The organism is Rhodococcus sp. BE178 (genome assembly GCF_050433545.1).
Taxonomy (GTDB): domain Bacteria; phylum Actinomycetota; class Actinomycetes; order Mycobacteriales; family Mycobacteriaceae; genus Prescottella.
Genome location: NZ_JBNPXA010000001.1, coordinates 305,373 through 330,912 on the forward strand (window position 1 = coordinate 305,373; position 25,540 = coordinate 330,912).

Sequence of the window (25,540 nt, forward strand, 5' to 3'; positions counted from 1 at the left end):
GAAGGGGTCAGCGGCGGGCGCGGGACTTCTTGCGCGGCGGAGGCAGCGCACCCTCGGCACGCAGCCGGGCCGCGTGCTCGGCGAGCGCCTCGACCAGCGGACCCATCTGTGCCGTCTCCGGCTGGACGTCGACGCGCAGACCGAACTCGATCGCGGTCTCGGCCGTCTTGGGTCCGATGCACGCGACGATCGTGCGGGCGTGCGGCTTGCCGGCGATGCCGACGAGGTTGCGCACGGTCGACGACGACGTGAAGCACACCGCGTCGAAGCCACCCGTCTTGATCATCTCGCGAGTCTCGGCCGGCGGCGGCGCGGCCCGCACGGTGCGGTACGCGGTGACGTCGTCGATCTCCCAGCCACGCTCACGCAGGCCCTCGGCGAGGGTCTCGGTGGCGATGTCGGCACGCGGCAGCAGGACGCGGTTGACCGGGTCGAACACCTCGTCGTACGGCGGGAAGTCGGCCAGCAGGCCCTCGCTGGACTGCTCACCCGACGGCACCAGCTCGGGGGTGATGCCGAACGAGCGCACCTTCTCGGCGGTGGCCTCACCGACGCACGCGATCTTCACGCCGGAGAACGCGCGGGCGTCCAGACCGAACGCCTCGAACTTCTCCCACACCGCGCGCACCGCGTTGGTGGAGGTGAACACCACCCACTGGTAGCGGCCGTCGACCAGACCCTTGACGGAACGCTCCATCTGGGCGGGGCTGCGGGGCGGCTCGACCGCGATGGTCGGAACCTCGATCGGGATCGCACCGTGCGTGACGAGGCGATCGCTCATGTCGGCGGCCTGCTCCTTGGTGCGCGGCACCAGGACGGTCCAGCCGTACAGGGCGCGCGACTCCCACCACGACATCTTGTTGCGCTGCGAGACGACCTTGCCGACTGTGACGATCAGCGGGCCCACCAGCTCGGAACCGGCGTCGTTGAGGGTCGCGAGGGTGGCCTCGACGGTGCGCTGCTGGCGGGTGGTGCCGCGGACGGTGATCGCGGCCGGGGTCTGCGGGGCCAGACCGTGCTCGACGAGCGCGCTGGCGGTCTCGGCGAGGTGCGCGGCACTCGCGTGCAGCACCAGCGGGCCGGGGGCCGCGGCCAGCGCCGCCCAGTCGACCTCACCGCGCACGTCGGCCTCGGTGTGGGCGGAGCCCAGCGCCATGCCGGCGTAGCTCGGAACCGCGGAGCCCGACGGCAGGCCGGGCAGCACCTCGAACACCACCTGGGTGCGCGCGACGGCCGAGACCTCGGCGATCACGGAATCGGTGGTCAGCGGATCACCCGAGACGAGACGGACCACGTCGTGGCCGTTCTTGGCCTCGGCGACCAGCGTCTTGGCCACCTCGGCGGGCTCGCCGAGTGCGGGCCGGACCTCGGCGATCGGCTCGTCGGTCTCGGGGTCGCGACCGAGCGCGGTACCGACCAGCGCGGTCACGCCCTTGTCGACGTCGGGATCGGTGAACGCCAGCGCCGCCGACGCGAGAACGTCGCGCGCCCGGACGGTGAGCAGCGCCGGATCACCGGGTCCCGATCCCACAAAGAGGATTCGCCCGGGACTGTTCTTACGGACTCGGCTCATCGGTAGTTCTCCAGTGCGGTCTCATGTCGATAGGAAAAAAGTACGAAATCGGGCCTGCAATCGGGCCCCGGACGGACAACCACGTCAAGCATCCGCATCACCGTCCTCGGCAATCGTCATCAAATCGCGTGCACCGAGCTCGAGGAGTTCACGCGCAACCGCGCGTCCCAACTCGTCGGCACGCTCGGGCGATCCCACCGTGGACGCCCGAATCACGTCGGAACCGTCGATCGCGGCGGCACAGCCGCGCACCGACAGTTCCTCGAACACGTGGCCGTCGTCGTCGATCGACTCGACGACCTCGGCGATCGCGCCGACCGGCGCGGTGCAGCCCGCCTCCAGCTCGGCGAGCAGCGACCGTTCCGCGACGACGGCGGCGCGGGTGGCCGCGTCGTCCAGCTCGGAGAGGACCGCGATCAGCTCCGGGTTGTCGGCACGGCACTCGACCGCGAGCGCACCCTGCGACGGCGCGGGCAGCATCTGCACCGGCTCGAGCGACTCGGTGATCGCGTCGGTGCGGCCGATGCGGGACAGGCCGGCGCGGGCGATGACGATCGCGTCCAGCTCGCCGGAGGCGACCTTGCCGAGGCGGGTGTCGATGTTCCCGCGCAGCGGCTCGATCTCGAGTCCCAGGCCGAGGGCGCGCAGCTGGGCGCGGCGCCGCGGCGCGGACGTCCCGATCTTCGAACCGGGCGGCAGCTCGCCGAGCACCAGGCCGTCGCGGGCGACGAGCGCATCGCGTGGATCCTCACGCGGCGGCACGGCGGCGATCACCAGCTCGTCGGGCTGCGCGGTGGGCAGGTCCTTGTACGAGTGCACGGCGACGTCCACCTCGCCGGCCGCGAGCGCCTCGCGAAGTTCGGCGACGAACACGCCGACGCCGATGCGCTGCACCGGTCCGGCGGTGACGTCACCCTTGGTCTTGATGATCACCAGCTCGGCCGGGTGACCCGCGGCGATCAGCGCATCCCGGACGGTCCCGGCCTGCGTCGTGGCCAGCAGGCTGCCGCGGGTGCCGATCCGCAGGGTGCGGGTGGTGGCGTCGGTCTGCGAGCCGATGCTCGGGTCGACGGCCGGCGACTGGACAGCGTCGGTGCTCATGCCTGCGCATCCTTTCCTGAAACATCGGGGCCGCTGGTGAATTCACCGAGATCGATCGGCGCGGCGACGGCCTCCGCCGCACCCGGGCGCAGCTCGAACAGTTCGCGCAGCGCGGCGGCGTACGAATCACCGCCCGGCGTCGAGGCCAACTGCTTGACCCGCACGGTCGGTGCATGGAGGAGTTTGTCGACGACACGGCGGACGGTGCGCGCGACCTCGTCACGCTGCGGATCCTCCAGACCCGGCAGGCGCGAATCCAGGCGCATCAGTTCCGCCTCGACCACCTCCGCGGCGCGCTGACGCAGCGCGGTGACGGTCGGGGTGACCTCGGCCAAACGCTGGGAGGCCAGGTACTGGGCAAGTTCGGAGGCCACGATTCCGCGGGCGGCGTCGGCGTCGGACGCGGCGGCGCCGGCGGCCGGGTCACGCTGCAACGCGGCCATGTCGAGCACGACCACCTCGGGCAGGCCGGCGACGGCGGCCTCGACGTCGCGGGGCAGACCCAGGTCGCAGATGACGAGCGGGCGGCCCGCCTCACGACCCTGCCGAGCGAGCGCGAGGTGGGTGTCGGCGAGCGTGACGACGGAGCCGACCGCGCCGGTACAGGTGACCAGGACGTCGGACTGTGCCATCGCGTCGGGCAGCTCGTCGAAGCCCATGGCGATCGCGTCGATGCCGTTACCGACCGCGGTGGCCGCGAGGTGCTCGGCCCGCTCACGGGTGCGGTTGACGACGAGGATGCGGCCGATCCCGGCACGGGTGAGGTGTGCAACCGACAGGCTGCCCATCGCGCCGGCGCCGAGGACGACGGCGGTGCGGCCCACCAGACCACCGTCACCGAGGATCCCGGCGGCACGGTCGAGGGCGACGGACACCACGGAGGCACCGGCGGCATCGATCCCGGTCTCGGAGTGGACCCGCTTGCCGACCCGGAGCGCCTGCTGTGCCAGTTCGTGCAGCGCCCGCCCGGCGGCCTGCTGCGCGTCGGACGCGGCGTACGCGGCGCGGATCTGTCCGAGGATCTGCTGCTCGCCGATGACCATCGAGTCGAGGCCGCTTGCGACCGCGAACAGGTGCTCGGCGGCGGCCTCGCTGTAGCGGACGTACGCGTGCTTGTGCAGCTCGGCGAGATCGAGACCGGAATGCTCGCTGAGCAGGTCGGCGATCTCGGTGAGCGCGCCGTGGAACGCGTCCACTACCGCGTAGATCTCGATGCGGTTGCACGTCGAGACGATCATCGCCTCCGACACGTGGGCCGAGGCCAGCATCTTGTCCGTCAGCTTCGGGCGGTCCGTGTCGGTGACCGCTATCCGCTCGAGGACGGAGACGGGAGCGCTACGGTGCGAAATCCCGACGAGAAGCACACTCACGGCCTGATCACCGATCCGTTTCTGGTCGAAGCGCCGACCGCCGCGGATGCGGCGGCAACCTGCTGAGGAAACTGCTCCTCGTTGCGGGCCATATTGAACGACAGAACCTGCATCTCCATGGCGAGATCGACCCGACGCATCTCGACGTGGTCGGGGATCTCCAGCGCGAGCGGAGAGAAGCTGAGGATGCAGCGGAGGCCGGCGCCGACGAGCAGGTCGCACACGTCCTGGGCCGCGCTGTCCGGGGTGGCGATGACACCGATGGTGGCCTCGAGATCACGGCACGCGTCGGCCAGCTCGGCGACGTCACGAACCGTCAGACCGCCGACGCGGGCACCGACGACGTCGGCGTCCTTGTCAAACAGGCCCACCATCGAGAAGCCGCGGCGGTCGAAGCCGCCGTATCCGGCGAGCGCACGACCGAGATTGCCGATGCCCACCAGCACCACGCGGTGGCCACGATCGAGGCCCAGCGCGGATTCGATGCGGGCCCGCAGCCGGGTGACGTCGTAGCCGACACCGCGAACTCCGTTGGGACCCAGGAACGACAGATCCTTGCGCAGCTTGGCCGATCCGACACCGGAGGCCGTGGCGAGTTCCTCGCTCGAGACGATGAGCGCACCCTCGTCGGCGAGCACTCCGAGGACCCGCAGGTATGTCGCGAGACGCGTCACCGTAGCCTGGGGAATGTCCCGGTACTGCGGAGCCGGAGGCGTTTCACGCCGCGGAGCGGACGGAGCAGCCCCGGCGACGCCGCGGGCAACTGCCCCCTGCGCCTGGTGCTGTTCGGTCACGTCGATGGCTCCTCGTCCGGCCGGCCGTGTACCCCGGCCTTCGCACAGGTCCGGGGGGTTTGTTCACACCACGGTAACCGCTTGTGAAGCCATGCACAAAGTTGCTCGACGGGCCCCGGACGTGCTCTCACCTGCAAAGCGACCGGAATCCTCGATCCAGGGTGACCCTTCCCACTCCCCCGCATGCCCGGCGCCCGCCGGGGTGAACTCAGCCCGCGGAGAGGTCGGCGCGGAGCCGTTCCTCGTCAACCTCCCAGTAGCTGTGCTCCTTGCCGTCGAGCAGGACGACGGGCAGCCGGTCCCCGTATTCCGCCCGCAGATCGGGATTGTCGGCGGCGGCCTCGTCGACGTCGACGCAGGTCAGTTCGAGTTCGTACTCGCGGCAGATCTCGTCCAGCAACTCGCGGGCGGGCGCGCACGCGCCGCAGCCGACGCGAGTGAGAAGTGTGATCCGGTTTCGCGACTGATCCATACGCACCAGTGTTCCCCACCGCCCGGGAGACCGGCCGGACAGCCTGCGCGATGCCGTTCCGCAGACCGTTCCGTTTCGAGACGAACATCACACGCCGCGGACCCGGCCTCGATCCGACGGGATCGACGCATGCACGCGGGCTAGGGTGAGCCAGAGGTGTCTGCGACGCGGGAGGTGCGAGTGCCTGGGCGATCACTGCCGATCGGCGCGAGATTCGGTGTGGGCCTGTCCGGGATTCTGCGCCCCGGCCGCCGCCGGATCCGGAATCTGCTGGGTCCGAGCGAGGCCGAACTACGCGCCAATCTGGCCGGCGAGGCCAGCGCTGACGCCGCCCTCGCCCTCCAGGAGGCCGAAGCCCTCCAGGAGGCCGAAGCCCTCGAGGCGGCCACACTCGAAGCGGCCACGCTCGAAATCCCCGAGGCACTCGAGATTCCCGAGGCGCCGGAACCGCCGGCGGAGATCGCCGTGCCCCGCGACCTCACCGCTGCCGCGTTCTTCGACGTCGACAACACGATGGTGCAGGGCGCGTCGATCATCCACTTCGCCCGCGGCCTCGCGGCCCGGAAGTACCTCAGGACCTCCGACCTGGTCGACTTCGCGTGGAAGCAGGTCAAGTTCCGGGTCACCGGCAAGGAGAACAGCGACGACGTCGCGGAGGGCCGGGAGAAGGCGCTGTCGTTCGTCGCGGGCCGCTCCACCGCCGAGCTCGCCCGCCTCGGCGAGGAGATCTACGACGAGGTGATCGCCGACAAGATCTGGGACGGCACCCGCGCGCTCGCACAGATGCACCTCGACGCCGGTCAGCAGGTGTGGCTCGTGACGGCCACCCCCGTCGAGCTGGCGCAGGTGATCGCCAAACGTCTCGGACTCACCGGCGCCCTGGGCACGGTCGCCGAGAGCAAGGACGGCGTGTTCACGGGCCGCCTCGTCGGCGACATCCTGCACGGGCTCGGCAAGGCGCACGCGGTGCGCACGCTCGCCGTGCGGGAGGGTCTCAACCTCAAGCGCTGCACCGCATACTCCGACAGCTACAACGACGTCCCGATGCTCTCGCTCGTCGGCACCGCCATCGCCGTCAACCCCGACGCCGACCTGCGCGAGCTCGCGCGGAACCGCGGCTGGGAGGTGCGCGACTTCCGGACCGGACGCAAGGCCGCGAAGATCGGCGTGCCGACCGCCCTGCTGCTGGGTGCGGTGGGCGGTGCGGTGGGCGCGATCCTCAGCCGTCGACGCGACCGGGCCCTGATCGCCGAACTCGCGGCCCGCCAGGACGCGGGGCGGGTTCAGCCCATGAAGACGTTGCGGCGCTGCGCCAGCAGGCGGTAGAGCGTCTGCTGGATCGTCTCGCGGACGTGGTCGGTGACCTCGAACAGCACCATCGGATCGTCGGCCTCGGCGGCGTCGTAGGTGTCGGTGACGATCGGCGTCCCGAACTCGATGTACCACTTGGACGGCAGCGGAACGAGCCCCAGCGGCCCCAGGTGCGGGAACAGCGGCGTCACCGGGAAGTAGGGCATGTCCAGCAGACGCGCGAGCGGGGCGATGTCGCCGATCTTCGGGTAGATCTCCTCCGATCCCACGATCGAGCACGGGATGATCGGCGCGCCGGCGCGCATCGCGGCGGAGACGAATCCGCCGCGGCCGAACCGTTGCAGCTTGTAGCGCTCGGAGAACGGCTTGCCGATGCCCTTGTAGCCCTCGGGGAACACCGCGGCCACCTCACCGCCGCGCAGTAGGCGCTCGGCGTCGGGGTGGCAGGCCAGGGTGTGCCCAGCCTTGCGGGCGATGTTGCCGACGACGGGCATCTCGAACGCCAGATCGGCGGCGAGCATCCGCAGCGCGCGATGCTGCGGATGGTGATCGTGCACCGCGACCGACGTCATGAGCGCATCGATGGGGACCACCCCGGCGTGGTTGGCCACCACCAGTGCACCGCCTGTGGCCGGGATGTTCTCGACGCCGCGGACCTCGACCCGGAACCACTTCTCGAACAGCGGCCGGAGCGCGGGCAGGAAGACACCGTCGGCGAAGTGCGGGTCGTAACCGAACTCGTCCACCTCGTAGTCCCCCGCGAGACGCCGGCGCACGAAGCCTGCGGCACCCGCCACCTGACCCACCAGGCGATCGCGCAGCCCGTCGAGCAGTGACCCGCCGTCGCGCTCGGTGGCACCTGCACCACCCTCAGCGGTATCCGCCTCACCGACCGGCTCGTCCGATGCCGTGAACACGCGATCGGCGCCATCCACGGGCGGACGCCGATTCGCCGCGCGGGCCGGCGACGGACGTGTACCCGAGCCGCCGTGCAGCGGGATCACCTTCGCCACCTCGTTCACAAGAGCCCCCTGCCCATTCGATCCGCGGTTCACCTGTTCTGCTGTCCGGCCCCGCCTGGTGCGCCTGCGAGCGCGAGCACCGTCGATTCTGCCCGGTCGATCCATTCGGGCCGGATCACCGGCGTCAGCCCGGTACCGCGCACGAAGTCGTCGAGTGCCTCCATCGTCGTCCATCGCGGCTCGAATCCGAGTTCGGCCCGCATCCGGGTGGTGTCGAGCCCGCACCCGAAGTGGAAGTAGTCGAGTTGTTCCCGCGTGAACGAACGCATCTGCGAGCCCATCAGCGCGCGCCCGGCGCTGCGGAACAGCGAGAACGGCATCGGGACCTCGACGCGGCCGGCCCGCCGGATCGCCTGCGACATCATCACTGCGCCGTCTCCCGCGACGTTGAACGTTCCCGCCGGACCGGTGAGGGTGGCCCGGCTGAGCGCTGCCAGTGCGTCCTCCTCGTGGAGCAGCTGCATGCGGGCGTCGCGGCCCAGGATGCTCGGGACGATCGGCGACGACAGGTACCGCGCCACCCAGCCGTGCAACCGCGGTCCCATCAGTGGTCCGAGGCGCAGGATCGACACGGCGATGTCGGGGCGTCGCCGACCCAGTCCCCGGGCATAGCCCTCGATCTCGATGCAGTCGCGGGCCCACGCGCCCTGCGGTGGACGCCGCGCGCCCATCTCCTCGGTGAACTTGGCCGGATCCTTGGGACTGCCGCCGTAGACCGCCGAGGCGGACCGCAGCACCACCTTGCGCACGGTGGGGGCCTTCTGGCACACCGCGAACAGCTGCATGGCGCCGATGACGTTCATGTCCTTCATCGCCGCTCGGCTGCCGGATTTCGGCGCCTGGGCGACGGTCGCGGCATGCACGACGGTGTCGACATCGGCCCCGCGGATCACCTTGCCGATGAGCGGGTTTCGAATGTCCGCGCGGACGAACTCGGCGCGGCCCATTCGGCGCATCATGTCCTTGCTGGGCGAGACGGCGTCGACCGCGATCACCCGCTCGATGCCCGGCTCCTGTGCCAGCCGCGCCACCAGGAACCCGCCCGGGAACCGGCTCGCGCCCGTCACCAGCACCACCTTCGGTGGCTGCACACCCCGCTCGTCAGGACTCACCCGTACCCCCGTCCATTCGCCCCTGCGGGGAGCCTAACGAATCCGCGGCGGGTGGCAAGGGTTCCGCGCGAGCCTTTACGCCCTGGCAACACGATCGACGGAGAAGATTACGAATACCCGAAATGCGCGGATGCCCGCCACCTGACGGTGACGGGCATCCGGGTGCAAGTTCTTACTTGCCGAGCTTCCGACGCTGGACGCGCGTGCGACGGAGCAGCTTGCGGTGCTTCTTCTTCGACATGCGCTTGCGGCGCTTCTTGATCACTGAACCCATGGTGGGTGTTCCTCACAGTCTTCTATAGCGTTCAGCGCACGCCGGTCACGTACGCCTGTGTCTTCCTCTGGCGCTGAGGCCTCGTTGCCACTGGTCGCTTTCACGACCCCAGCGCCTGACGACACCGGCTGGCTGGTACGACGACTCACGATCGTACCGGGGCGGGTGAGCTCGACGAAAACCGAGGCTCACCCTATCGATTCCGGCAGGTCAGCCGGCGTCGAAATACGAGGTCTCCAGATAGTCGTGCACGGCCTTGGCGTGCACGCGGAAGGACCGCCCCACACGAACTGCGGGCAGTTCACCGCTGTGCACCAGCCGATACACGGTCATCTTCGAAACCCTCATCAGCGTCGCGACCTCCGCGACGGTGAGGAACTGCGTCCCGGCGAGGCTTGCGTTACCGGGGCTGTCTTGCTTACCGGACTTGTCTGGCTTAGCCGGCTTTGCTGGGTTTTCAGGGGATCCCATCTGTCCACTTACCTCCGGCACATGTCGCGCCGCCGGCTTCCCCTCCGGCGGAACAGACACGCACGTGCTGACACGAGCTTAGCGGGACCAGAGGGATTGGTGCGACGGGTGTTGCAAACAAGATCGCTAATTGCGATCTACTCGGGCGACACCCCGAGTTCAGCCGAGCGGTCACGAGCGGCCGCGAGGGCTTCGTAGAAGGCCGTCCGGAGGCCGCACCGCTCGAGTTCCCGCACCGCCGCGGCGGTGGTGCCCCCCGGCGACGTGACGGCCGCCCGCAGTTCGGTGGCGTTCTCGCCCGACTGGTCGAGCATGGCGGCCGAGCCGACCATCGTCTGCACCACGAGCTCACGCGCCGTCGCGCGGGTGAGGCCCAACGCGACACCGGCGTCGATCATCGCCTCGACAGCCAGGAAGAAGTACGCGGGACCGGAACCGGACACCGCGGTCACTGCATCGATCTGCGACTCCGGAACGGTCGTGACCGTGCCGACGGATGCGAGGATGCTGCGCACCAGGTCCAGATGCCCTGCCTTGACGTGGCGTCCGGGCGCGATGACGCTGGCGCCCTGCCCGACGAGCATCGGAGTGTTCGGCATGACCCGGACGACCGGGAACCCGGCGGGCAGCTTCGCCTCGTACCGCGCCGTGGGGATGCCCGCGGCCAGGGAGACCAGGAGCTGCTCCTGCTCGCCGTCGAGATCCACCTTGCTCATCGCCGTCAGAACCGAGTCCACGTCCGTGGGCTTGACCGCGACGACGATCACGTCAGCGCCCTCGGCCGCGTCCTCGATCGTGGTGACGCGGATCGAGTACGTCGCGGCCAGTTCCTGGGCACGCGGCTCGTACTGCTCGGCGACAACCAGGTCCCGGGTGGCGTGACCACCCTGCAATAGTCCAGAGATCAGGGCCTCACCGATCTTGCCGCCACCGATCACCGCAATTCTCGTCATACCGCCCAGCCTGCCACGGCCCGAGATCGGGGCAATCCCCCGGTACCGGGCGGTGTGACGAAGCAGTCCCCGGGTGAGCGGTCAGCGGGGAATCATGGCCAGCTGACGGCTCTGCACCACGACGGCGCCGGTGGAGTCGAGCACGGTGTGGTCCTCCTCGAACCACGTGTCGCCCAGCACCGTCGAGCTCGCCATCACCCGCAACCAGCCGGGGGCCGGCTGTCGGCGCAGGTACGTCGTCAGCTGGACGGTGGGCGCCCACCCGAACATCCCGCGGTTCATCGTCACCGGCGCGCAGATGTCACCGGTCATGATCGCGAACAGCGCCGCGGTGGCCGGGTCCTCCTCGTCGGCAGCCCACGGCCGCGCCCACATGCGAACCTGCGGCTCGCCCTGCTTCCCGCTGAGGAAGTGGGCCGACGACCCGTCTACGCGCAGATCGCAGCCCTGCGAGACGTGCACGATCTGGGCCATCGGATGGTCCTTCGAGAGCACGTGCGCCTCGGTTGTCGGCTCGGCCGGCAGTTGCGCGAGCGACTGCACCTCGGCGTAGTGCGGCTCCCCCGCGTCCGGCACACCCAGCGTCACCGCCGCGTGCACCGCGGGCCGACCGGCCTGCGACAGCTCGACGTCGACCAGCGAGACCTGCCGTCCCCGCTTGCGCACGGTCGCGACGAGATCGACGTCGCCCGGGTCCGGGGCGGCGAGGTAGTTGGCGCTGACGGCCAGTGGCTGGACGGCCGGGTCGACGGGCATCCCACCTGGCGCCGTGCGGATCAGCTCGCGCCGTGCGGCGGCCGCGCACAGCGCCATCATGCAGCCGCCGTGCACCTTGGGTCCGATGGTCCAGATCGGGTCGATGTGGGCGCCGTACCGGCCGGCGACACCATCGGGACCACCGCCCTGCGGGGTGACGGCGGTCAGATCCCGGAACGGGTGGGCGGACACTGCGTTGTCGGAAGTCACTGCTCGTCCTGTCTGTGGGGGTCGGTGAAGTCGTCGAAGGTGCGGCCCGCGAAGCTCGCGGCACCGATGTCCTGATGTGCGAGCCGGCGCAGTGCGGCGAGGACGGGTTCGTAGATCGCGGTGCCGAGGACCGCGTACTCCACCGCGGATTCGACGGAGTCGGTAGGCATCAGTTCGAGGTCGACCTCGGCGATCCCGCGGATGTGCCGGCCGTACGCGTCGAGGCGTTCGTCGGTCATCGGGATGCCGACGTCCTCGGCGGCCGCGAGGGCCCGGTCCAGTTGCGCGACAGCGGGATACGAGGGTTCGTAGACCTGGCCGAGGCGTTCGAGCACGGCCCGCGCGCGAGGGTAGTCGTTCGACTGCTCGGCCGATTCGACCGGATACGGCGGCAGCGCGGCGAGCGCGCGTCCGACGGTGTCGAAGACCGTGTCGGCGGGCTGGTCGACGAGGCGGACGACGGTGCGGATCTTGCCCAGCGGCAACCCGACGCCGGCGAGTGCCTTGATGAGCGCGAGCCGCCGCACGTGCTGCTCGCCGTACTCGGCCTGCGTCGCGCTGCTCGCCTCCCCGGGCATGAGCAGGCCCTCGCGCAGGTAGTACTTGACGGTCGCGAGGGGCACGCCGCTGGCGGAGACCAGTTCGGAGACCCGCATCCCACCGCTCCTGCCCGTGCCGACTATTGACACCCACCGTCATCGGGTCGACGATGAACTCGTACTGGATAGCTCAACTATCCAATTTCGGGTTCGAGCCTACCGCACACGAGGAACTCACCATGGATCCCGTTCTCACGATCGTCGTCGGCGTCACCGTGCTCACGGTGGTCGGCATCGCGTCCGGCGGCGCGTTCCTGCTCCGCATCCTCACCGGACATCAGGGCGCCAACGACCTACAGAAGAGTTTCTTCCGGGCAGGGCACGCCCACGCCGGCGTCCTCGTCACCCTCGGTCTCGTGCTCGCCACCCTGACCACGGTGGTCGATGCGAGTCCCGGCTGGGCCGCGACCGGCGCGATCGCCGTGCTGGTGTCGGCGATCTTCATTCCCGCCGGGTTCTTCCTGTCCGTCCTCGGACGCGACCCCGCGAAACCGGGCCCGATGCTCGCGTCGATCTGGGTCGGCGCCGCGTGTCTCGCGGTCGGGCTGGTGATCTCGGGGATCACCGTGATCAGTGCGGGGGTCTCTGCGCTGTAGACCGGGGGCGGGATCAGCGGCGCAGGTGTTCGCGCGCGAAGCTCAGCGCCTGCCCCAGCATCGACGCACGCTCGGACCGGGTGCGGGCGTTCTGGGTGTTGATCTCGATGACGGCCTGCCCGGCGAACCCGCTGTCGACGAGATGTCGGCACACCTCGACGCAGGGCTGGCTGCCGTGCCCGGGAATGAGGTGCTCGTCGATCGACGCGCCGCGCCCGTCGGCCAGGTGCAGGTGGGCCAGACCGCTGCCCATCCGGTTCGCGAGATCCAGCGCATCCATGCCCGCGGTCGCGGTGTGGGACAGGTCCAGCGTGTAGTGCCGGTGATCGGAGTCGGTGGGGTCGTACGACGGGCTGAACGCGGACAGCGCCGCACCCGGCCCCCCGCGTCGTCGCAGCCGCTGGGCCGACTTCTCCCGGCCGCCGAAGAAGCTGTCAGCGCGCATCGGGAACATGTTCTCCACCGCCACCACAGCGCCGGTCTTCTCCTCGAGACCCGCCACCTGGTCGGCGAAACCGTCGGCGTAGCGGCGCTGCCACCGGAACGGCGGGTGCACCACCACGTTCGACGCACCCAGCGCCTCCGCGGTCGCGACCGAGCGGTCCAACTTCGCGACGGGGTCGGCGCCCCACACGCGCTGCGAGATCAGCAGGCACGGCACGTGCACCGCCTGAACGGGCACCGCGTACTTGCGGACCAGCCGCTGGACCGCCGAGACGTCCTGGCTGACCGATTCGGCCCACACCATCAACTCGACGCCGTCGTAGCCGACCTCGGCCGCATACCGGAACGCGGCCTCGGTGTTCTCGGGATACACCGAGGCCGTGGACAACCCGACGAGGATCTTCCGATCCGGCATTGCTGGTCTCCCCACGACGTACCCTTCGCCGGCGTCCGGTCAGCTCGTGCCGAGCAGGAAGGCGAGTGGGCCCAGGGTGACGAACACACCCGCGACGACCGCGATCACCAGGCTCGTGATGTCGTCCGTCCGGCGCAGGATCCGCACCATCGCGACCAGGCCGACGATCACCAGGACCGCGAGCACCAGCGCCACCATCGGCAGCATGTCCCACAGCTTCTCGAAGCCCTTGAACATCAGAGCACCGGCGACGACGGCCACCGCGCCCTGTCCGAGCAACACCGCCCACTGCTTGGCTCCGCTGGCCTCGGGCTCGTCGTCGAGGTCCTCGAGATCCCCGAAGTCCCCGAAGTCCCCGAGATTCTCGTCGTTGTCGAGATCGGCGTCCGAGTCCACGTCGCCGTCCGTCTCGGCGGCGGCACGCTCGTTCCCCTGACGCATCAGGTCGCCGGCCAGGGTCTGCCCCGACAGCAGCCTGGGCTCGGGCGCCCCGCCGCGCGCGGGGGCCGGGCCCGACGCGCCCACCGTCGTCGACGCCACGGATCGCCAGCCGGCGTTCGTTCCCCTCCCGGTCGGCCCGTCGTCCTTCACGGCCGGCGCGACGACGGTGGGCGCGTCGTCGGCCTTGGCCGCCGCTCCCTTCGCCGCGCTGTTCGCGGACGCCTTCGCATCGGCCCGGGCATCGCGCTTGTCCTGCGCGTCGGCGTCGGCGAGGGTGAACACGGCCGTCGCATCCGACTCCGGCGCGGGGGCCGGTGCCTTGGCGGTTGCAGCGGGTCTCGCGGGAGCCTTGGGTGCTTCGGGAGCCTTGGGGGCTCGAGGCGTTGTGGGGGCCGGGGCAATCCGAGCCGCCTTGGGCGCTGCAGGAGCCTCGGGCCTCGCCGGGACCGGAGTCTCGGCCGCCTTCACCGGCTCCGGGGCCGCGGTCGCCTTCGCCGGCACCTCCGGCGCCGGGATCTGCGCAGCAGCCGGGGTCTCGGGATCGTCGTCGGACTCGCCGGCCGTGCGCCCATTGCGGACCGCCGGGAACTCGCCGGTCAGTTCGGCGACGGAGATGCCGCCCTTGACGCCGCGACGTCGTCGGCCGCCACCACCGGCACCGACTCGCTGGCCGTTACGGGCCAACAGCTCCGCAACCGAGATTGCTTGGCTGTCACCTTCGGGCTCCGTCATCGAGCGCTCACCACCAGTTCTCCACCCATGTCCGTATCGAGCTTGCGAAGAATCAGACCCTCACGCAGTGCCCACGGGCAAATTTCGAGCGTGTCGACCCCGAGCGCGCGCATGCTGGCCTCCGCAACAAGAGCTCCGGCCACGATCTGCTGGGAGCGGTCGGAACTCACGCCCTCCAATTCTGCACGGTCCGACGCGGTCATCCGCGATATGAAGGCGATCAGCTGGCGCAGGCCGCTCGATGTGAGCGTCCGTGTGACGCGCGGACCTGCGGCGGACGGCGCGGCACCGGTGAGTCGGGCCAGTGACCGGAACGTCTTGGACGTGCCGACGCAGCGGTCGGGCTCGCCGCCCGCGCGCAGCTGCTTGGCCGGGGCGACCAGTTCGGCGTCGAGCCAGTCGCGCAGCACCGCGACGCGGCGCTTGCCGGGCGGGTCCTCCTGCAGCCAGTCGCGGGTCAGCCGTCCGGCACCCAACTGGAGCGAGAACGCGGTATCGGGATCTTCGTCACCGCCGCACGTCAGCTCGAGCGAGCCGCCGCCGATGTCGATGTTGAGGATGCGCCCGGCGCTCCACCCGTACCAGCGCCGCACCGCCAGGAACGTCAGCCTGGCCTCGTCGACACCCGAGAGAACCTCGAGGCTCACGCCGGTCTCGGCACGCACCCGGGACAGGACCGCCTCCGAGTTGTTGGCGTCGCGCACCGCGGACGTCGCGAAGGCCATCAGCTCACCGCAGCCCGACGACCTGGCGATACCCGCGAAATCGTTGACTGTCGTGACCAACCGGTCGGCACCGACGGCCGTGATGTCTCCACGGTCGTCGGTGTTCTCGGCAAGCCGCAGAGTCGCTTTCGTGGAGCTCATCGGCGTGGGGTGCCCACCACGATGAGCGTCCACCACGAGCAGGTGGACGGTGTTGCTTCCGACATCGAGTACCCCAAGGCGCACACGGTTACGGTACTGGGTCTACCGTCGGGCACTGTGACAGCAGGCAGCACCACGGGCTCCGACAAGCTGGTGCCCGCACCAGAAGTGGATCTGGACTTCCCCCGCGAATGGGTGCAGTTCGTCGACCCAGAAAACTCCGAACACACCATCAAAGCCGACCTGACGTGGCTCCTTTCCCGCTGGACCTGCGTCTTCGGCAGCCCGGCGTGCCAGGGCACGGTGGCGGGCCGCCCGGACGACGGGTGCTGCTCGCACGGCGCCTTCCTGTCCGACCAGGAGGACAAGGACAAGCTCGACGCCTCCGTGAGGATGCTCACACCGGAGGACTGGCAGTTCATGGAGAAGGGCCTCGGCAAGAAGGGTTACGTCGAGGAGGACGACCTCGAGGACGAGCCGGCGCTGCGGACCCGCCGCTACAAGGGCGCCTGCATTTTCCTCAACCGTCCGGGCTTCGAGGGCGGCATCGGGTGCGCGCTGCACAAGATGGCGCTGCGCAAGGGCATCGAGCCGCTCGAGGTGAAGCCCGACGTGTGCTGGCAGCTGCCGATCCGCCGGACCCAGGAGTGGGTCGACCGGCCGGACGGCGAGCAGATCCTCGAGACCACCGTCACCGAGTACGACCGACGCGGTTGGGGCGAGGGCGGCGAGGACCTGGCGTGGTACTGCTCGGGGTCCCCCGACGCCCACGTCGGCGCCAGGCCGGTGTGGCAGTCGTACGCACCGGAGCTCACCGAACTGCTCGGCAAGGCCGCTTACGACGAACTGGCGTCGCTGTGCCGGCGTCGCGAGGGCCTGGGCCTGATCGCGATCCATCCCGCGACCACCGCGGCGCAGCAGAAGAAGGCCTGACACGTACCGGCCTTCCGGCCGAATGTCACATCGGTTCAGTCCCACTGAACGGATGTGACATTCGGCCGTCATGCGGGCCGCAGGATCACTCCTCGAGCTTGTAGCCGAGTCCGCGGACCGTCACCAGGTGCTGCGGCTTGCCGGGGTCGGCCTCGATCTTGGCGCGCAGCCGCTTGACGTGGACGTCGAGGGTCTTGGTGTCGCCCACGTAGTCGGCGCCCCACACCCGGTCGATCAGCTGTCCGCGGGTGAGGACCCGGCCCGAATTGCGCAGCAGGTATTCGAGCAGGTCGAACTCCTTGAGCGGCAACGCCACCGGTTCACCGGCCACGTGGACCAGGTGCCGTTCGACGTCCATCCGCACCGGACCGGCCTCGAGCACACCGTCGTCGGGGCCGGCGTCGGCCTCCGCGTCGGTACCACGGCGCAGCACGGCCCGGATTCGGGCGATCAGCTCTCGGGCCGAGTACGGCTTGGTGACGTAGTCGTCGGCGCCGAGTTCGAGCCCGACCACCTTGTCGATCTCGCTGTCACGGGCGGTGACCATGATGACCGGGACCGACGACTTGGCGCGCAACTGCTTGCACACGTCGGTTCCGCTCATGCCGGGCAGCATGACGTCGAGCAGGACGATGTCGGCGCCGGAGCGCTCGAACTCGGCCAGCGCGGACGGCCCGTCACCGACGACGGTGGTTTCGAAGCCTTCCTTGCGCAGCAGGAACGCCAGCGGGTCGGCCAGCGACTCCTCGTCCTCCACGATCAGCACACTCGTCAACGGTTGGCCTCCAGACTTGTGCCGCGTCGATTCACGACGCGGCTTTCTTCTCGATCATTGCGGGTTTGCGGGTGTCGCCGGGCTCGAGGGCGTCGGCGGGCACGGACTCGAAGTGTGCGGGAATCTGCAGTGTGAAGGTCGATCCGGTGCCGGGCCGGCTCCACAGGTCGATCGCACCGTTGTGGTTGGCGGCGACGTGCTTGACGATCGCCAGCCCCAACCCGGTGCCGCCGGTGGCCCGGGAGCGGGCCTTGTCGACGCGGAAGAAGCGTTCGAAGACACGCTCCTGATCCTCCTTGGCGATGCCGATGCCGCGGTCGGTGACGGAGACAGCCACGTTGTCGCCGCGTACCGAGCGGCTGACCGACACCGCGGTGCCCTTCGGCGAGTACGCGATGGCGTTCTCGACGAGGTTGGACAGCGCCGTCACGAGGAGGGTGCGGTCCCCCATCACCTCGAGCCCGCTGGGGGCGTCGGTATGAACCGTGATCTCGGCGGCCTCGGCGGCGACGGTGGACCGGCGCAGCGCCTCGGCGATGACGTCGTCGACGTCGACCACGTCGAGATCGGGCAGCTTCTCGGCGCCCTGCAGCCGCGAAAGCGCGATCAGTTCGGTGACCATGTTGCCGAGCCGCGCGGATTCGCTCAGGACGCGTTGCCCGAAGTAGCGCACCGAGTCGGGGTCGTCGGCCGACTCGAGTAGTGCCTCCGCGAGCAGCCCCATGGCGCCGACCGGCGTCTTGAGTTCGTGGCTGACGTTCGCGACGAAGTCGCGGCGGGTGGCCTCCATGCGGACCTGTTCCGAGTCGTCGTCGGCGAACACCACGACGAAGCGGCGGTCCTCCTCGCTCAGCAACCGCGCGACGCCGCGCACGGCCATCTTGGCGCGACCGCGCTGGGTGGTGCGGGTCGTGAGGTCCATGTCGACGGCCTCGCCGGTCTCGAACACCTCGGTGGCCGCGACCCACGCGCGGTCGTCGATCATCCGGTTGCGGACCAGCCCGAGTTCCTCGGCACGCGGGTTGAACAGCACGACGTCGTTGAACTTGTCGACGACGGCGATGCCGCTCTCGGAGGTGAGAACGATGAGGTCGAGGACCTGCGACATGGTCAGCCCGGCCTGGGCTTGCTGTCGCCGGGCGTGACGGGAGCCGAGCCGGGGAACCACCACGCCGCCTACGATGCAACCGGCGATGGCGGTCGCGACGGCCAGCATTACGGCCTGAACAACAGTCACACGTGAATCGTACGTTCGGCAGACCGGCCGCCGAAGCCGGGTGTGACGGTTTTCTCGCACGTCACAGGCCCGTGAGCTGGAGTTTCCGACCCGTTCACCCGGAGTTTGCTAAAGGCCCCCGCCGCTTCCGTTCCGGAAGTGGCGGGGGCCTCGGTCAAACGACTACGCAGGGGCTACTTGGCGCCCTGGTTCGCGACGGCCGCGGCGCCGGCAGCGGCGGCGGCCGGGTCGAGGTAGGTGCCACCCGGGTTCAGCGGCTCGAGGTTCTCGTCCAGGTCGTAGCGCAGCGGGATGCCGGTGGGGATGTTCAGGCCCGCGATGTCCTCGTCAGAGATACCGTCGAGGTGCTTGACGAGGGCGCGCAGCGAGTTGCCGTGCGCGGTGACCAGGACGGTCTTGCCCGCCTTCAGGTCGGCCGCGATGGTCTCGTCCCAGTACGGGATGAGGCGCTTGACGACGTCGAGCAGGCACTCGGTCAGCGGAACCTCGGGCAGGTCGGCGTAGCGCGCGTCCTGGTCCTGGCTGTACTCGCTGCCGGCCTCGATCGCGGGCGGCGGGGTGTCGTAGCTACGACGCCACAGCATGAACTGGTCCTCGCCGAACTCGGCCTTGGTCTGGGCCTTGTTCTTGCCCTGCAGAGCGCCGTAGTGGCGCTCGTTGAGACGCCAGTCGCGCACGACAGGGATCCAGTGGCGGTCGCACGCGTCGAGCGCGAGGTTCGCGGTGCTGATCGCGCGGCGCAGCAGCGACGTGTAGAGGACGTCCGGGAGCAGGTTGTGCTCGGCGAGCAGTTCACCGGCACGCTTGCCCTCGGCCATGCCCTTGTCGGTGAGGTGCACGTCCACCCAGCCGGTGAACAGGTTCAGCGCGTTCCATTCGCTCTCGCCGTGGCGGAGCAGCACAAGTGTTCCGGTACTCATGCCGTCAATCCTGGCATGACGCCTTTTCGCCGTCGCGCGAGCCGTCGACTCGGCCCCGATTCCGCCACCACCGATGGTCCGCGGCGCCGACGGTGAGTTCGACGTGCGGATCGACGGCGACGGCCGCTTCGCCGAGGCATACGGGACGGGCCGGACACCGGCAGCGGTGGTGGTCCGCCCCGACGGCCGGATCTTGCCCGCGGCAGACTTCGGGACCACGTCGATGAACTCGACCTTGCGGACCTTCTTGTGCGGGGACACCCGCTCGGCGACGAACGCGATGACGCCGTCCTCGTCGAGGTCCGTGTCGGGCTGCCGCACGACGAACGCCTTGGGCACCTCCTCGCCCTCGTCGTCGAGCACCCCGATGACCGCGGCGTCCGCGATGAGCGGGTGGATGAGCAGCAGGGCCTCGAGTTCCGCCGGCGGCACCTGGTAGCCCTTGTACTTGATGAGTTCCTTGAGCCGGTCGACGATCGTGACCACCCCGCCGGCGTCGACCGTGGCGATGTCGCCGGTGTGCAGGTAGCCGTCGGCGTCGACGATGTCGTCGCGGTCGAACGGGATGGCGTGGGACACCGGGCTCATCTCCGACATGCCGTAGCCCTGCCGCACCCGGCACGACAGCCGGTTCGCGACGGCCTTGCCGAGTTCCTCGTCGAGCGGCGCGGCACCCGAGAAGATGGTGTGGACGCTCGACACGTCGTACTGGTCCACCAGCGGATGCTTGGCGAGCGCGACCGCCACGGGCGGCGCGACAAAGATGTAGGTGCACTTCTGTTCGGCGACGATCCGCAGGAACTCCACCAGGTCGAACCTCGGCATCGTGACCAGGCTCGCGCGCTCGTACAGGGCCGCGTTGAGCAGCACGGTCATGCCGTAGATGTGGAAGAACGGCAGCACCGCGAGGATCTTGTCCTCGGCGGAGATGCCCATCCGTGGATGGATCTGGCACACGTTGGCCACGAGGTTCCGGTGCGTGAGCATGACGCCCTTGGGCCGGCCGGTGGTGCCCGACGAGTACGGCAGCACCGCCAGGTGTGTGGCCGGGTCGAACGACACCTGCGGCGGTGGGGCGCCGGCGGTGAGCAGGTCCCGCAGCGACGGATGGCCGTCGGCCCCGTCGAGGACAATCAGGTGCTCGTCGTCGATCCCGGAGGAGAAACATATACGTCTGTGACGCCAGTCACAAGTGACCCGACCCTACCGACAAAACGGACGAAGGGACCCTTCGTGCGCTCGTGGCGCTCGAAGGGTCCCTTCAGCGATCCTCGGGGGGGGCGATCAACCCCGGCGAGCCGTCAGGCTCAGAGGTACTGACCGCACACCGGCCATGCACCGCGGCCCTGACCGGCCAGAACCTTCTCGGCGACGCGAATCTGCTCCTCGCGGGAGTTCTGGTGAGCCATGCCCGAACCACCGAAGGAGTTCCAGGTGCTCTGCGTGAACTGCAGGCCGCCGTAGAAGCCGTTGCCGGTGTTCGCGGCCCAGTTGCCGCTGCTCTCACACTGCGCGACGGCGTCCCAGTTGCCGGACGCGGCGTTGGCGGTGCCGGCGCTCATCGCGAACGGGGCGGCGACGAGAGCGGCGGTGGCGGCGACGGTGCCGAGGGTGCGCTTGACGTTGAACTTTGCCATTGGGGGGTGGATCCTCTCCATGTTGCTGGCGAGGCGGCCGTCGGACGATCCGATTGATCGATCCGGGCTCTGGATGGCCTCGCCTCTGCCCCTCGAAGGTCTTTTCGTTCCGATCCCGCGGGGCAGAGTCAGCGGCGGCGGGTCGGTGTCTCACGTGTCTTGCTCGGTGTTGCTTGCTCGAGTTCGTTCATCTCGTGCTGGTTACAACCGTAGGCACCGATCACGGAAAGGTCACGGGTCGATTTTGTGAGACGCCCGTACGCAAAAAGGTCCATGAGCTGGTAAAAGTGGCAGTTCAACCGCCATGAATCGGGAATGACTACCCGCATCGTTGCATATCCGTTATGTGATCCAGATCACACGAAATCGGTGAACGGGGTCACGAAATCTCGACCGGATAACGGCTGGGAGGCCTCGCGCTACGTCAGCGAGACCCGGGGTCGACGCCCCAGCCGGGACCGTTCGCGGCAGAGTCCTGCTCCTCCACGAGGTGCTTGAACGGCTGCAGGTTCGCGAGCGACTCGCCCCGCGACACGCGCCAGGCCCACTCCCGCCTGATCGAGGTCGCGAACCCGAGTTCGAGCAGGACGTTGAAGTCGCCGTCGGCGGCCTCGAGGACCTGGCCGAGGACGCGGTCCAACTCGTCGCCGTTGACCGCATGGGAGGAGATGCGGCCCACCAGATAGATGTCGCCGATCTTGTCGATCGTGTAGTGCACCCCGTACAGCCTGCGGTTACGGCGCAGCAGGTACTTGTAGACGCCCTCGAAGTTCTCGTCCGGCTTGCGGCACACGAAGGCCTCGACGCGCACGCCGTGGTTGCCGACCGTGAGCAGGGTCGTCGTCTTGAGCTTGTGTTCGCCGGGCAACTCCACGATGAACTGGTTCTCGCCCTGGCGGCTGTAGTCGAGTTCGCGCTCCTTCAGCGCGGCATCGATGATCTCCGCCGTCCGTTCCAGTTCACTCATGCCCGCACCCCACTCGTCCGACGCAGTTTCCACAGCCCGCGCGACCTGCGCGGCGAGAACTCGCCGCCCTCGATCCGGTCGTACATCGCACGCGCGGCGCGGTAGCTCGCGAGCAGCCCATCGGCGGTGTGCTCCCACGAGAAGTTCTCGGCGTGCCGGGGCGCGCGCGCCGCCAGCTCGTCCAACAGGTCGGGCACGGTCACCAAGGACTGCAGCGCCGACGCCCAGTCGTCGGTCCGGTGACCGTCGACCAGCAGACCGGTCTCACGGTTGCGGACCGCGACACCCAGACCGCCGACGTCGGCGGCGATCACCGGCGTCCCGCAGGCCTGGGCCTCGATCGCGACCAGACCGAACGACTCCGAATAGCTAGGCACCGCAACCAGATTCGATGCCCGGTACACGTCGGCCAGCCGGTCCGGCGGCTGCGGCGGCATGAAGGTCACGCGTGCCCGGACGCCCAGCGCCTCGGCCAGTTCGATCAGCGAATCGGGGCGTTCGAGGCCCGTGCCGGACGGCCCGCCCACCACCAGTACCCGCAGCGGCAGGTCCGGCTCGCGGGCGATGACCTCGGCGGCGGCGCGCAGCAGGACGTCGGGGGCCTTGAGCGGCTGGATGCGTCCGACGAACGTCACGATCGTCTCGGCGGGGTCGAGTCCGAGTGCGGCGCGGGCCGCCAGGCGGTCGCCGGGCCGGTAGCGCGACAAATCGGCGCCCGGGGCGACCACGTCGACCTTGTCCGGGGACGCCCGGTAGATCGAGGCGAGCTGCGCGGCCTCGTCGGCGGTGTTCGCGATCAGCCGGTCGGCCTCCGCCACCACCTGCTGCTCACCGATCTGCCGGGCCGCCGGCTCGGGGGTGTCGCCGTCGGCGAGCGAGGCGTTCTTCACCGCCGCGAGAGTGTGCGCGGTGTGCACCAGCGGCACGCCCCACCGGTCGCGAGCCAGCCATCCGACCTGCCCGGACAGCCAGTAGTGCGAGTGCACCAGGTCGTAGTAGCCGGGCTCGTGCCGCACCTCCTCGCGCAGCACCCCCGCCGCGAACGCGCACAGCTGCGTGGGCAGCTCGTGCTTGTCGAGCCCCTCGTACGGGCCGGCAGCGACGTTGCGGACGCGGACACCGGGCGCGGCGTCCTGCACCACCGGAGCGGCCGACGACGTCGCCCGTGTGAAGATGTCGACCTCCACGCCACGACGCGCGAGCTGGATCGCAGTCTGCAGCACGTACACGTTCATTCCGCCCGCGTCGCCGGTGCCAGGCTGTGCCAGCGGCGACGTGTGTACCGAGAGAACGGCGACCCGCTTGGGTCCCGCGCTGCTGTGCTTGGGTGTCACGCGTCCATACTGCCCTGTCGCTCTGTCATGAGGTAATTGCCCCGGATGCGCTCTCGGAGAACGGGACCTCTCCCGGTTTTCCGGCACCGATCCCGTCGCTGATCCCGTCGCAGAACGCCCGGACCTCGCCGACGAACCGAGCCGGATCCTCCACGAACGGACCGTGCCCGCAGCCCTCCCAGTACGACCCGGTCGCGTCCGGAATCAGCGCGACGGCGTGCTCACCTGCGGAGACGTCGACGACGGTGTCCGCGGTGCCGTGCAACACCAGCGCGGGGACGTCGAGGCCGCGCAGCACGTCGTCGTGGCTCACGGACCGCCGGAACAGCGCCGACCGCACCCGAGGCGGGGTGGACAGGCTCGCGCCGAACAGTGACTGCGACCACGCACCCTTGGCGCCGTCGTCATCGCCGATCGGGCCGGTGAGCGCGGTGCCGAAGCCGCCCAGCGCCTTGATCGCGGTGCCCGGATCCTCGGCCATGGCCGCGGGGATCGCGGCCTTCATCGCAGAACCGACCGCGCCGCCCGCCTGGCCGCGGCCGATGCTTGTGATCGCGCCGACGAACACCACGCCGTCGACGGCCGCGGTGCCGTGCGCGGCCAGGTAGTCGCAGATCACCAGGCCGCCGTACGACCAGCCCAGCAGGACCGCGCCCGCGGTGACGCCCTCCGCCGTCAGCACCGCGTCGACGTCGCCGGCCCAGTTCGCGGAGTCGTCGTAGCCGGCGGCCGGGGCATCGGAGTAGCCGTGGCCACGCAGGTCGACGGCGATCACCCGGTACTGCGCCGACAGCGCGGCGAGGACATCGTCGCCCCAGCAGCGCGACGACTGCGCCCAGCCGTGCAGCAGCACCAGCGGGCGCGCATCCGGACTACCGAGCGTTCGATAGACGAGGGTGGTGCCGTCGACGCCGACGGTTTCACGAATGGCCATGCGGTCACCCTAAGGGGACCGCTCACTTCGCGCGGCGCAGGAGGTACGCACCGAGCGCGACGACGAACGCGACGGCGCCCGACGCGACGGCCACCGCGAAGCCCGCGCGGGTGCCGAAATGGTCGATCATCTGCCCGGCGAGCGCGGATCCGACGGCCACGCCGACACCCAGTCCGGTCACGGTCCAGGTGATGCCCTCGGTGAGCTTGTCGTGCGGGACCACCGATTCGACGAGTGTCGTCGCCACGATCATGGTGGGAGCGACGCTGATGCCGGCGAGCGCGAGCGCCCCGGTGAGGGTGAGGATCGAATCGACCAGCAACAGCGGCCACAGCAGGACCGCGACGGCGGCGGTCGCGAACACCAGTTGGCGGCGCAGCGCCGCACCCGGACGCAGCGCCCCGAACACCACGCCGGCGACTGCGGATGCGCCCGCGAACAGCGCCAGGGCGACGGTCGCGGCGGCGGGGGTGCCGCGCTCGGTCGCGAACGCGATGCTCACGACGTCGACGGTGCCGAAGATGGTGCCCATCCCGAGCATCACCGCCACGAGCGCCCACATCGCCGGGTTGCGGACCACCGAGCCGTCGACATGCTCGCTGCGGTCACGCACCGCCGGTTCGGTGCCGCGCTGCGCGACCAGGGCGAAGGTGCCGATCACCAGCAGGATCAGCGCCAGCAGTGGTCCGGCCTCGGGGAACAGCGCCACCGACAGACCGACCGAGATCACCGGGCCGGCGACGAAACACACCTCGTCGAGGACGGATTCGAACGCGAACGCCGTGCGCAGCTGCGGCTGTCCGCGGTACAGCGCGGTCCAGCGGGCGCGGACCATCGCACCGATCGTCGGCATGCACCCGGCGGGGATCGCGAGCAGGAACAGCACGAAATCGGGTGCCTCGAATCGCACGCACAGCAGCATCACGCCCAGGGCGCACGCGCTGATCGCCGAGGCGGCCGGCAGCACGCGACGCTGCCCGTAGCGGTCGACGGCACGGGACACGAGCGGGGTGATCGCGGCGTACGCGAGCGCGAACACCGCGGACAGCGCGCCGGCGAGCCCGTAGTCGCCGCGCAGCTGCGACAGCATCGTCACGATGCCGATGCCCACCATCGCGATCGGCAGGCGGGCGACGAACCCGGCGGCGGAGAACGCGGCGGAACCGCGGGCGGAGAAGATCTCCCGGTAGGTGCCGATCATTGCCGGTGTGTCTCCTGACGGCCGGTAAGCAGTTGTCCGAGGAGAGTTTCGCACCCTTGCCCCGCAGCGCGACCAGCGTGTAAGCATTCT

General features: G+C 69.8%; 26 protein-coding genes and 1 pseudogene. 3 read left to right on the plus strand and 24 right to left on the minus strand.

Going from position 1 to position 25,540, the window contains the following annotated elements; translation table 11 throughout:
- Positions 1–7 precede the first annotated feature (7 nt).
- The 5 genes from J2X34_RS01400 to J2X34_RS01420 form a co-directional block, all read right to left on the minus strand.
- The gene (locus tag J2X34_RS01400; RefSeq protein ID WP_114718705.1) at positions 8–1,573 is read right to left on the minus strand and encodes a uroporphyrinogen-III synthase; all 1,566 of its coding nucleotides are present in this window, start codon (positions 1,571–1,573) and stop codon (positions 8–10) included.
- A gap of 84 nt (positions 1,574–1,657) precedes the next feature.
- Positions 1,658–2,674, minus strand: a complete 1,017-nt coding sequence (gene hemC / locus J2X34_RS01405; RefSeq protein WP_254622626.1) for a hydroxymethylbilane synthase — start codon at positions 2,672–2,674, stop codon at positions 1,658–1,660.
- Positions 2,671–4,044, minus strand: a complete 1,374-nt coding sequence (locus J2X34_RS01410) for a glutamyl-tRNA reductase (protein ID WP_114718704.1) — start codon at positions 4,042–4,044, stop codon at positions 2,671–2,673. The genes hemC and J2X34_RS01410 overlap by 4 nt, the downstream gene beginning before the upstream one ends.
- Complete coding sequence (locus J2X34_RS01415; RefSeq protein ID WP_174912621.1) at positions 4,041–4,838, minus strand: redox-sensing transcriptional repressor Rex; 798 nt, start codon at positions 4,836–4,838, stop codon at positions 4,041–4,043. Before J2X34_RS01415 ends, J2X34_RS01410 begins: the two co-directional genes overlap by 4 nt.
- Before the next feature lie 208 nt (positions 4,839–5,046).
- On the minus strand, positions 5,047–5,310 hold the full coding sequence (locus J2X34_RS01420; protein WP_429515954.1) for a glutaredoxin family protein: 264 nt from the start codon (positions 5,308–5,310) through the stop codon (positions 5,047–5,049).
- A gap of 180 nt (positions 5,311–5,490) precedes the next feature.
- On the opposite strand from J2X34_RS01420, the gene J2X34_RS01425 reads away from it, so the two are divergent.
- On the plus strand, positions 5,491–6,636 hold the full coding sequence (locus J2X34_RS01425; protein WP_429515956.1) for an HAD family hydrolase: 1,146 nt from the start codon (positions 5,491–5,493) through the stop codon (positions 6,634–6,636).
- Here the strand turns inward: J2X34_RS01425 and J2X34_RS01430 are convergent.
- From J2X34_RS01430 to J2X34_RS01460, 7 genes are all read right to left on the minus strand, one after another.
- Complete coding sequence (locus J2X34_RS01430; RefSeq protein WP_114718701.1) at positions 6,594–7,643, minus strand: lysophospholipid acyltransferase family protein; 1,050 nt, start codon at positions 7,641–7,643, stop codon at positions 6,594–6,596. The two genes, J2X34_RS01425 and J2X34_RS01430, sit on opposite strands and share 43 nt — an antisense overlap.
- 29 nt (positions 7,644–7,672) lie before the next feature.
- Positions 7,673–8,734: an NAD-dependent epimerase/dehydratase family protein gene (locus J2X34_RS01435; RefSeq protein ID WP_397484246.1), complete on the minus strand. Its 1,062-nt coding sequence runs from the start codon at positions 8,732–8,734 to the stop codon at positions 7,673–7,675.
- A 193-nt stretch (positions 8,735–8,927) separates the two neighbouring features.
- Complete coding sequence (locus J2X34_RS01440; protein WP_003402602.1) at positions 8,928–9,029, minus strand: 30S ribosomal protein bS22; 102 nt, start codon at positions 9,027–9,029, stop codon at positions 8,928–8,930.
- A 210-nt stretch (positions 9,030–9,239) separates the two neighbouring features.
- Complete coding sequence (locus J2X34_RS01445) at positions 9,240–9,500, minus strand: helix-turn-helix domain-containing protein (protein ID WP_114718699.1); 261 nt, start codon at positions 9,498–9,500, stop codon at positions 9,240–9,242.
- 137 nt (positions 9,501–9,637) lie between these two features.
- A complete protein-coding gene (gene proC, locus J2X34_RS01450; RefSeq protein ID WP_114718698.1) occupies positions 9,638–10,453 on the minus strand; it encodes a pyrroline-5-carboxylate reductase in 816 nt (271 codons plus the stop codon).
- An 81-nt stretch (positions 10,454–10,534) separates the two neighbouring features.
- Complete coding sequence (locus J2X34_RS01455) at positions 10,535–11,401, minus strand: thioesterase family protein (protein ID WP_114718964.1); 867 nt, start codon at positions 11,399–11,401, stop codon at positions 10,535–10,537.
- 14 nt (positions 11,402–11,415) lie between these two features.
- Positions 11,416–12,075 carry a MerR family transcriptional regulator gene (locus J2X34_RS01460; RefSeq protein WP_114718697.1) on the minus strand — a complete coding sequence of 220 codons (660 nt, stop codon included), beginning with the start codon at positions 12,073–12,075 and terminating at the stop codon, positions 11,416–11,418.
- A 122-nt stretch (positions 12,076–12,197) separates the two neighbouring features.
- On the opposite strand from J2X34_RS01460, the gene J2X34_RS01465 reads away from it, so the two are divergent.
- Positions 12,198–12,614: a hypothetical protein gene (locus J2X34_RS01465; protein ID WP_114718696.1), complete on the plus strand. Its 417-nt coding sequence runs from the start codon at positions 12,198–12,200 to the stop codon at positions 12,612–12,614.
- A gap of 13 nt (positions 12,615–12,627) precedes the next feature.
- Here J2X34_RS01465 and J2X34_RS01470 read toward each other — a convergent pair whose 3' ends face one another.
- From J2X34_RS01470 to J2X34_RS01480, 3 genes are read right to left on the minus strand one after another with little or no spacing between them, the layout of a single operon-like run.
- Positions 12,628–13,473, minus strand: coding sequence for a sugar phosphate isomerase/epimerase family protein (locus J2X34_RS01470; RefSeq protein ID WP_114718695.1), 846 nt, complete (start codon positions 13,471–13,473; stop codon positions 12,628–12,630).
- 39 nt (positions 13,474–13,512) lie between these two features.
- The gene (locus tag J2X34_RS01475) at positions 13,513–14,646 is read right to left on the minus strand and encodes a hypothetical protein (RefSeq protein ID WP_429515963.1); all 1,134 of its coding nucleotides are present in this window, start codon (positions 14,644–14,646) and stop codon (positions 13,513–13,515) included.
- Complete coding sequence (locus J2X34_RS01480; protein WP_114718693.1) at positions 14,643–15,596, minus strand: Ppx/GppA phosphatase family protein; 954 nt, start codon at positions 15,594–15,596, stop codon at positions 14,643–14,645. The genes J2X34_RS01475 and J2X34_RS01480 overlap by 4 nt, the downstream gene beginning before the upstream one ends.
- 66 nt (positions 15,597–15,662) lie before the next feature.
- On the opposite strand from J2X34_RS01480, the gene J2X34_RS01485 reads away from it, so the two are divergent.
- Entirely contained in the window at positions 15,663–16,445 is a 783-nt protein-coding gene (locus J2X34_RS01485; protein WP_174914936.1) for a hypothetical protein, read from the plus strand.
- An 85-nt stretch (positions 16,446–16,530) separates the two neighbouring features.
- On the opposite strand, the gene J2X34_RS01490 is transcribed toward J2X34_RS01485, so the two are convergent.
- From J2X34_RS01490 to J2X34_RS01530, 9 genes and pseudogenes are all read right to left on the minus strand, one after another.
- Positions 16,531–17,220: a response regulator transcription factor gene (locus J2X34_RS01490; RefSeq protein WP_174912641.1), complete on the minus strand. Its 690-nt coding sequence runs from the start codon at positions 17,218–17,220 to the stop codon at positions 16,531–16,533.
- Between the two features lie 31 nt (positions 17,221–17,251).
- Positions 17,252–18,457 (minus strand): sensor histidine kinase, encoded by a 1,206-nt coding sequence (locus J2X34_RS01495; RefSeq protein WP_114718691.1) that lies wholly within the window; start codon positions 18,455–18,457, stop codon positions 17,252–17,254.
- 173 nt (positions 18,458–18,630) lie between these two features.
- Entirely contained in the window at positions 18,631–19,386 is a 756-nt protein-coding gene (locus J2X34_RS01500) for a phosphoglyceromutase (RefSeq protein WP_174914940.1), read from the minus strand.
- 150 nt (positions 19,387–19,536) lie between these two features.
- Positions 19,537–20,532, minus strand: a pseudogene (locus J2X34_RS01505) (AMP-binding protein); the annotation flags it as partial.
- Between the two features lie 152 nt (positions 20,533–20,684).
- Entirely contained in the window at positions 20,685–21,014 is a 330-nt protein-coding gene (locus J2X34_RS01510) for a transglycosylase family protein (protein ID WP_114718689.1), read from the minus strand.
- Positions 21,015–21,438: 424 nt separating this feature from the next.
- A complete protein-coding gene (locus tag J2X34_RS01515) occupies positions 21,439–21,981 on the minus strand; it encodes a YbjN domain-containing protein (protein ID WP_114718688.1) in 543 nt (180 codons plus the stop codon).
- The gene (gene mshA, locus J2X34_RS01520) at positions 21,978–23,315 is read right to left on the minus strand and encodes a D-inositol-3-phosphate glycosyltransferase (protein WP_429515966.1); all 1,338 of its coding nucleotides are present in this window, start codon (positions 23,313–23,315) and stop codon (positions 21,978–21,980) included. The genes J2X34_RS01515 and mshA overlap by 4 nt, the downstream gene beginning before the upstream one ends.
- Before the next feature lie 25 nt (positions 23,316–23,340).
- Positions 23,341–24,249, minus strand: coding sequence for an alpha/beta fold hydrolase (locus tag J2X34_RS01525; protein WP_429515968.1), 909 nt, complete (start codon positions 24,247–24,249; stop codon positions 23,341–23,343).
- A gap of 22 nt (positions 24,250–24,271) precedes the next feature.
- Positions 24,272–25,450: an MFS transporter gene (locus J2X34_RS01530; RefSeq protein ID WP_114718685.1), complete on the minus strand. Its 1,179-nt coding sequence runs from the start codon at positions 25,448–25,450 to the stop codon at positions 24,272–24,274.
- Positions 25,451–25,540 lie beyond the last annotated feature (90 nt).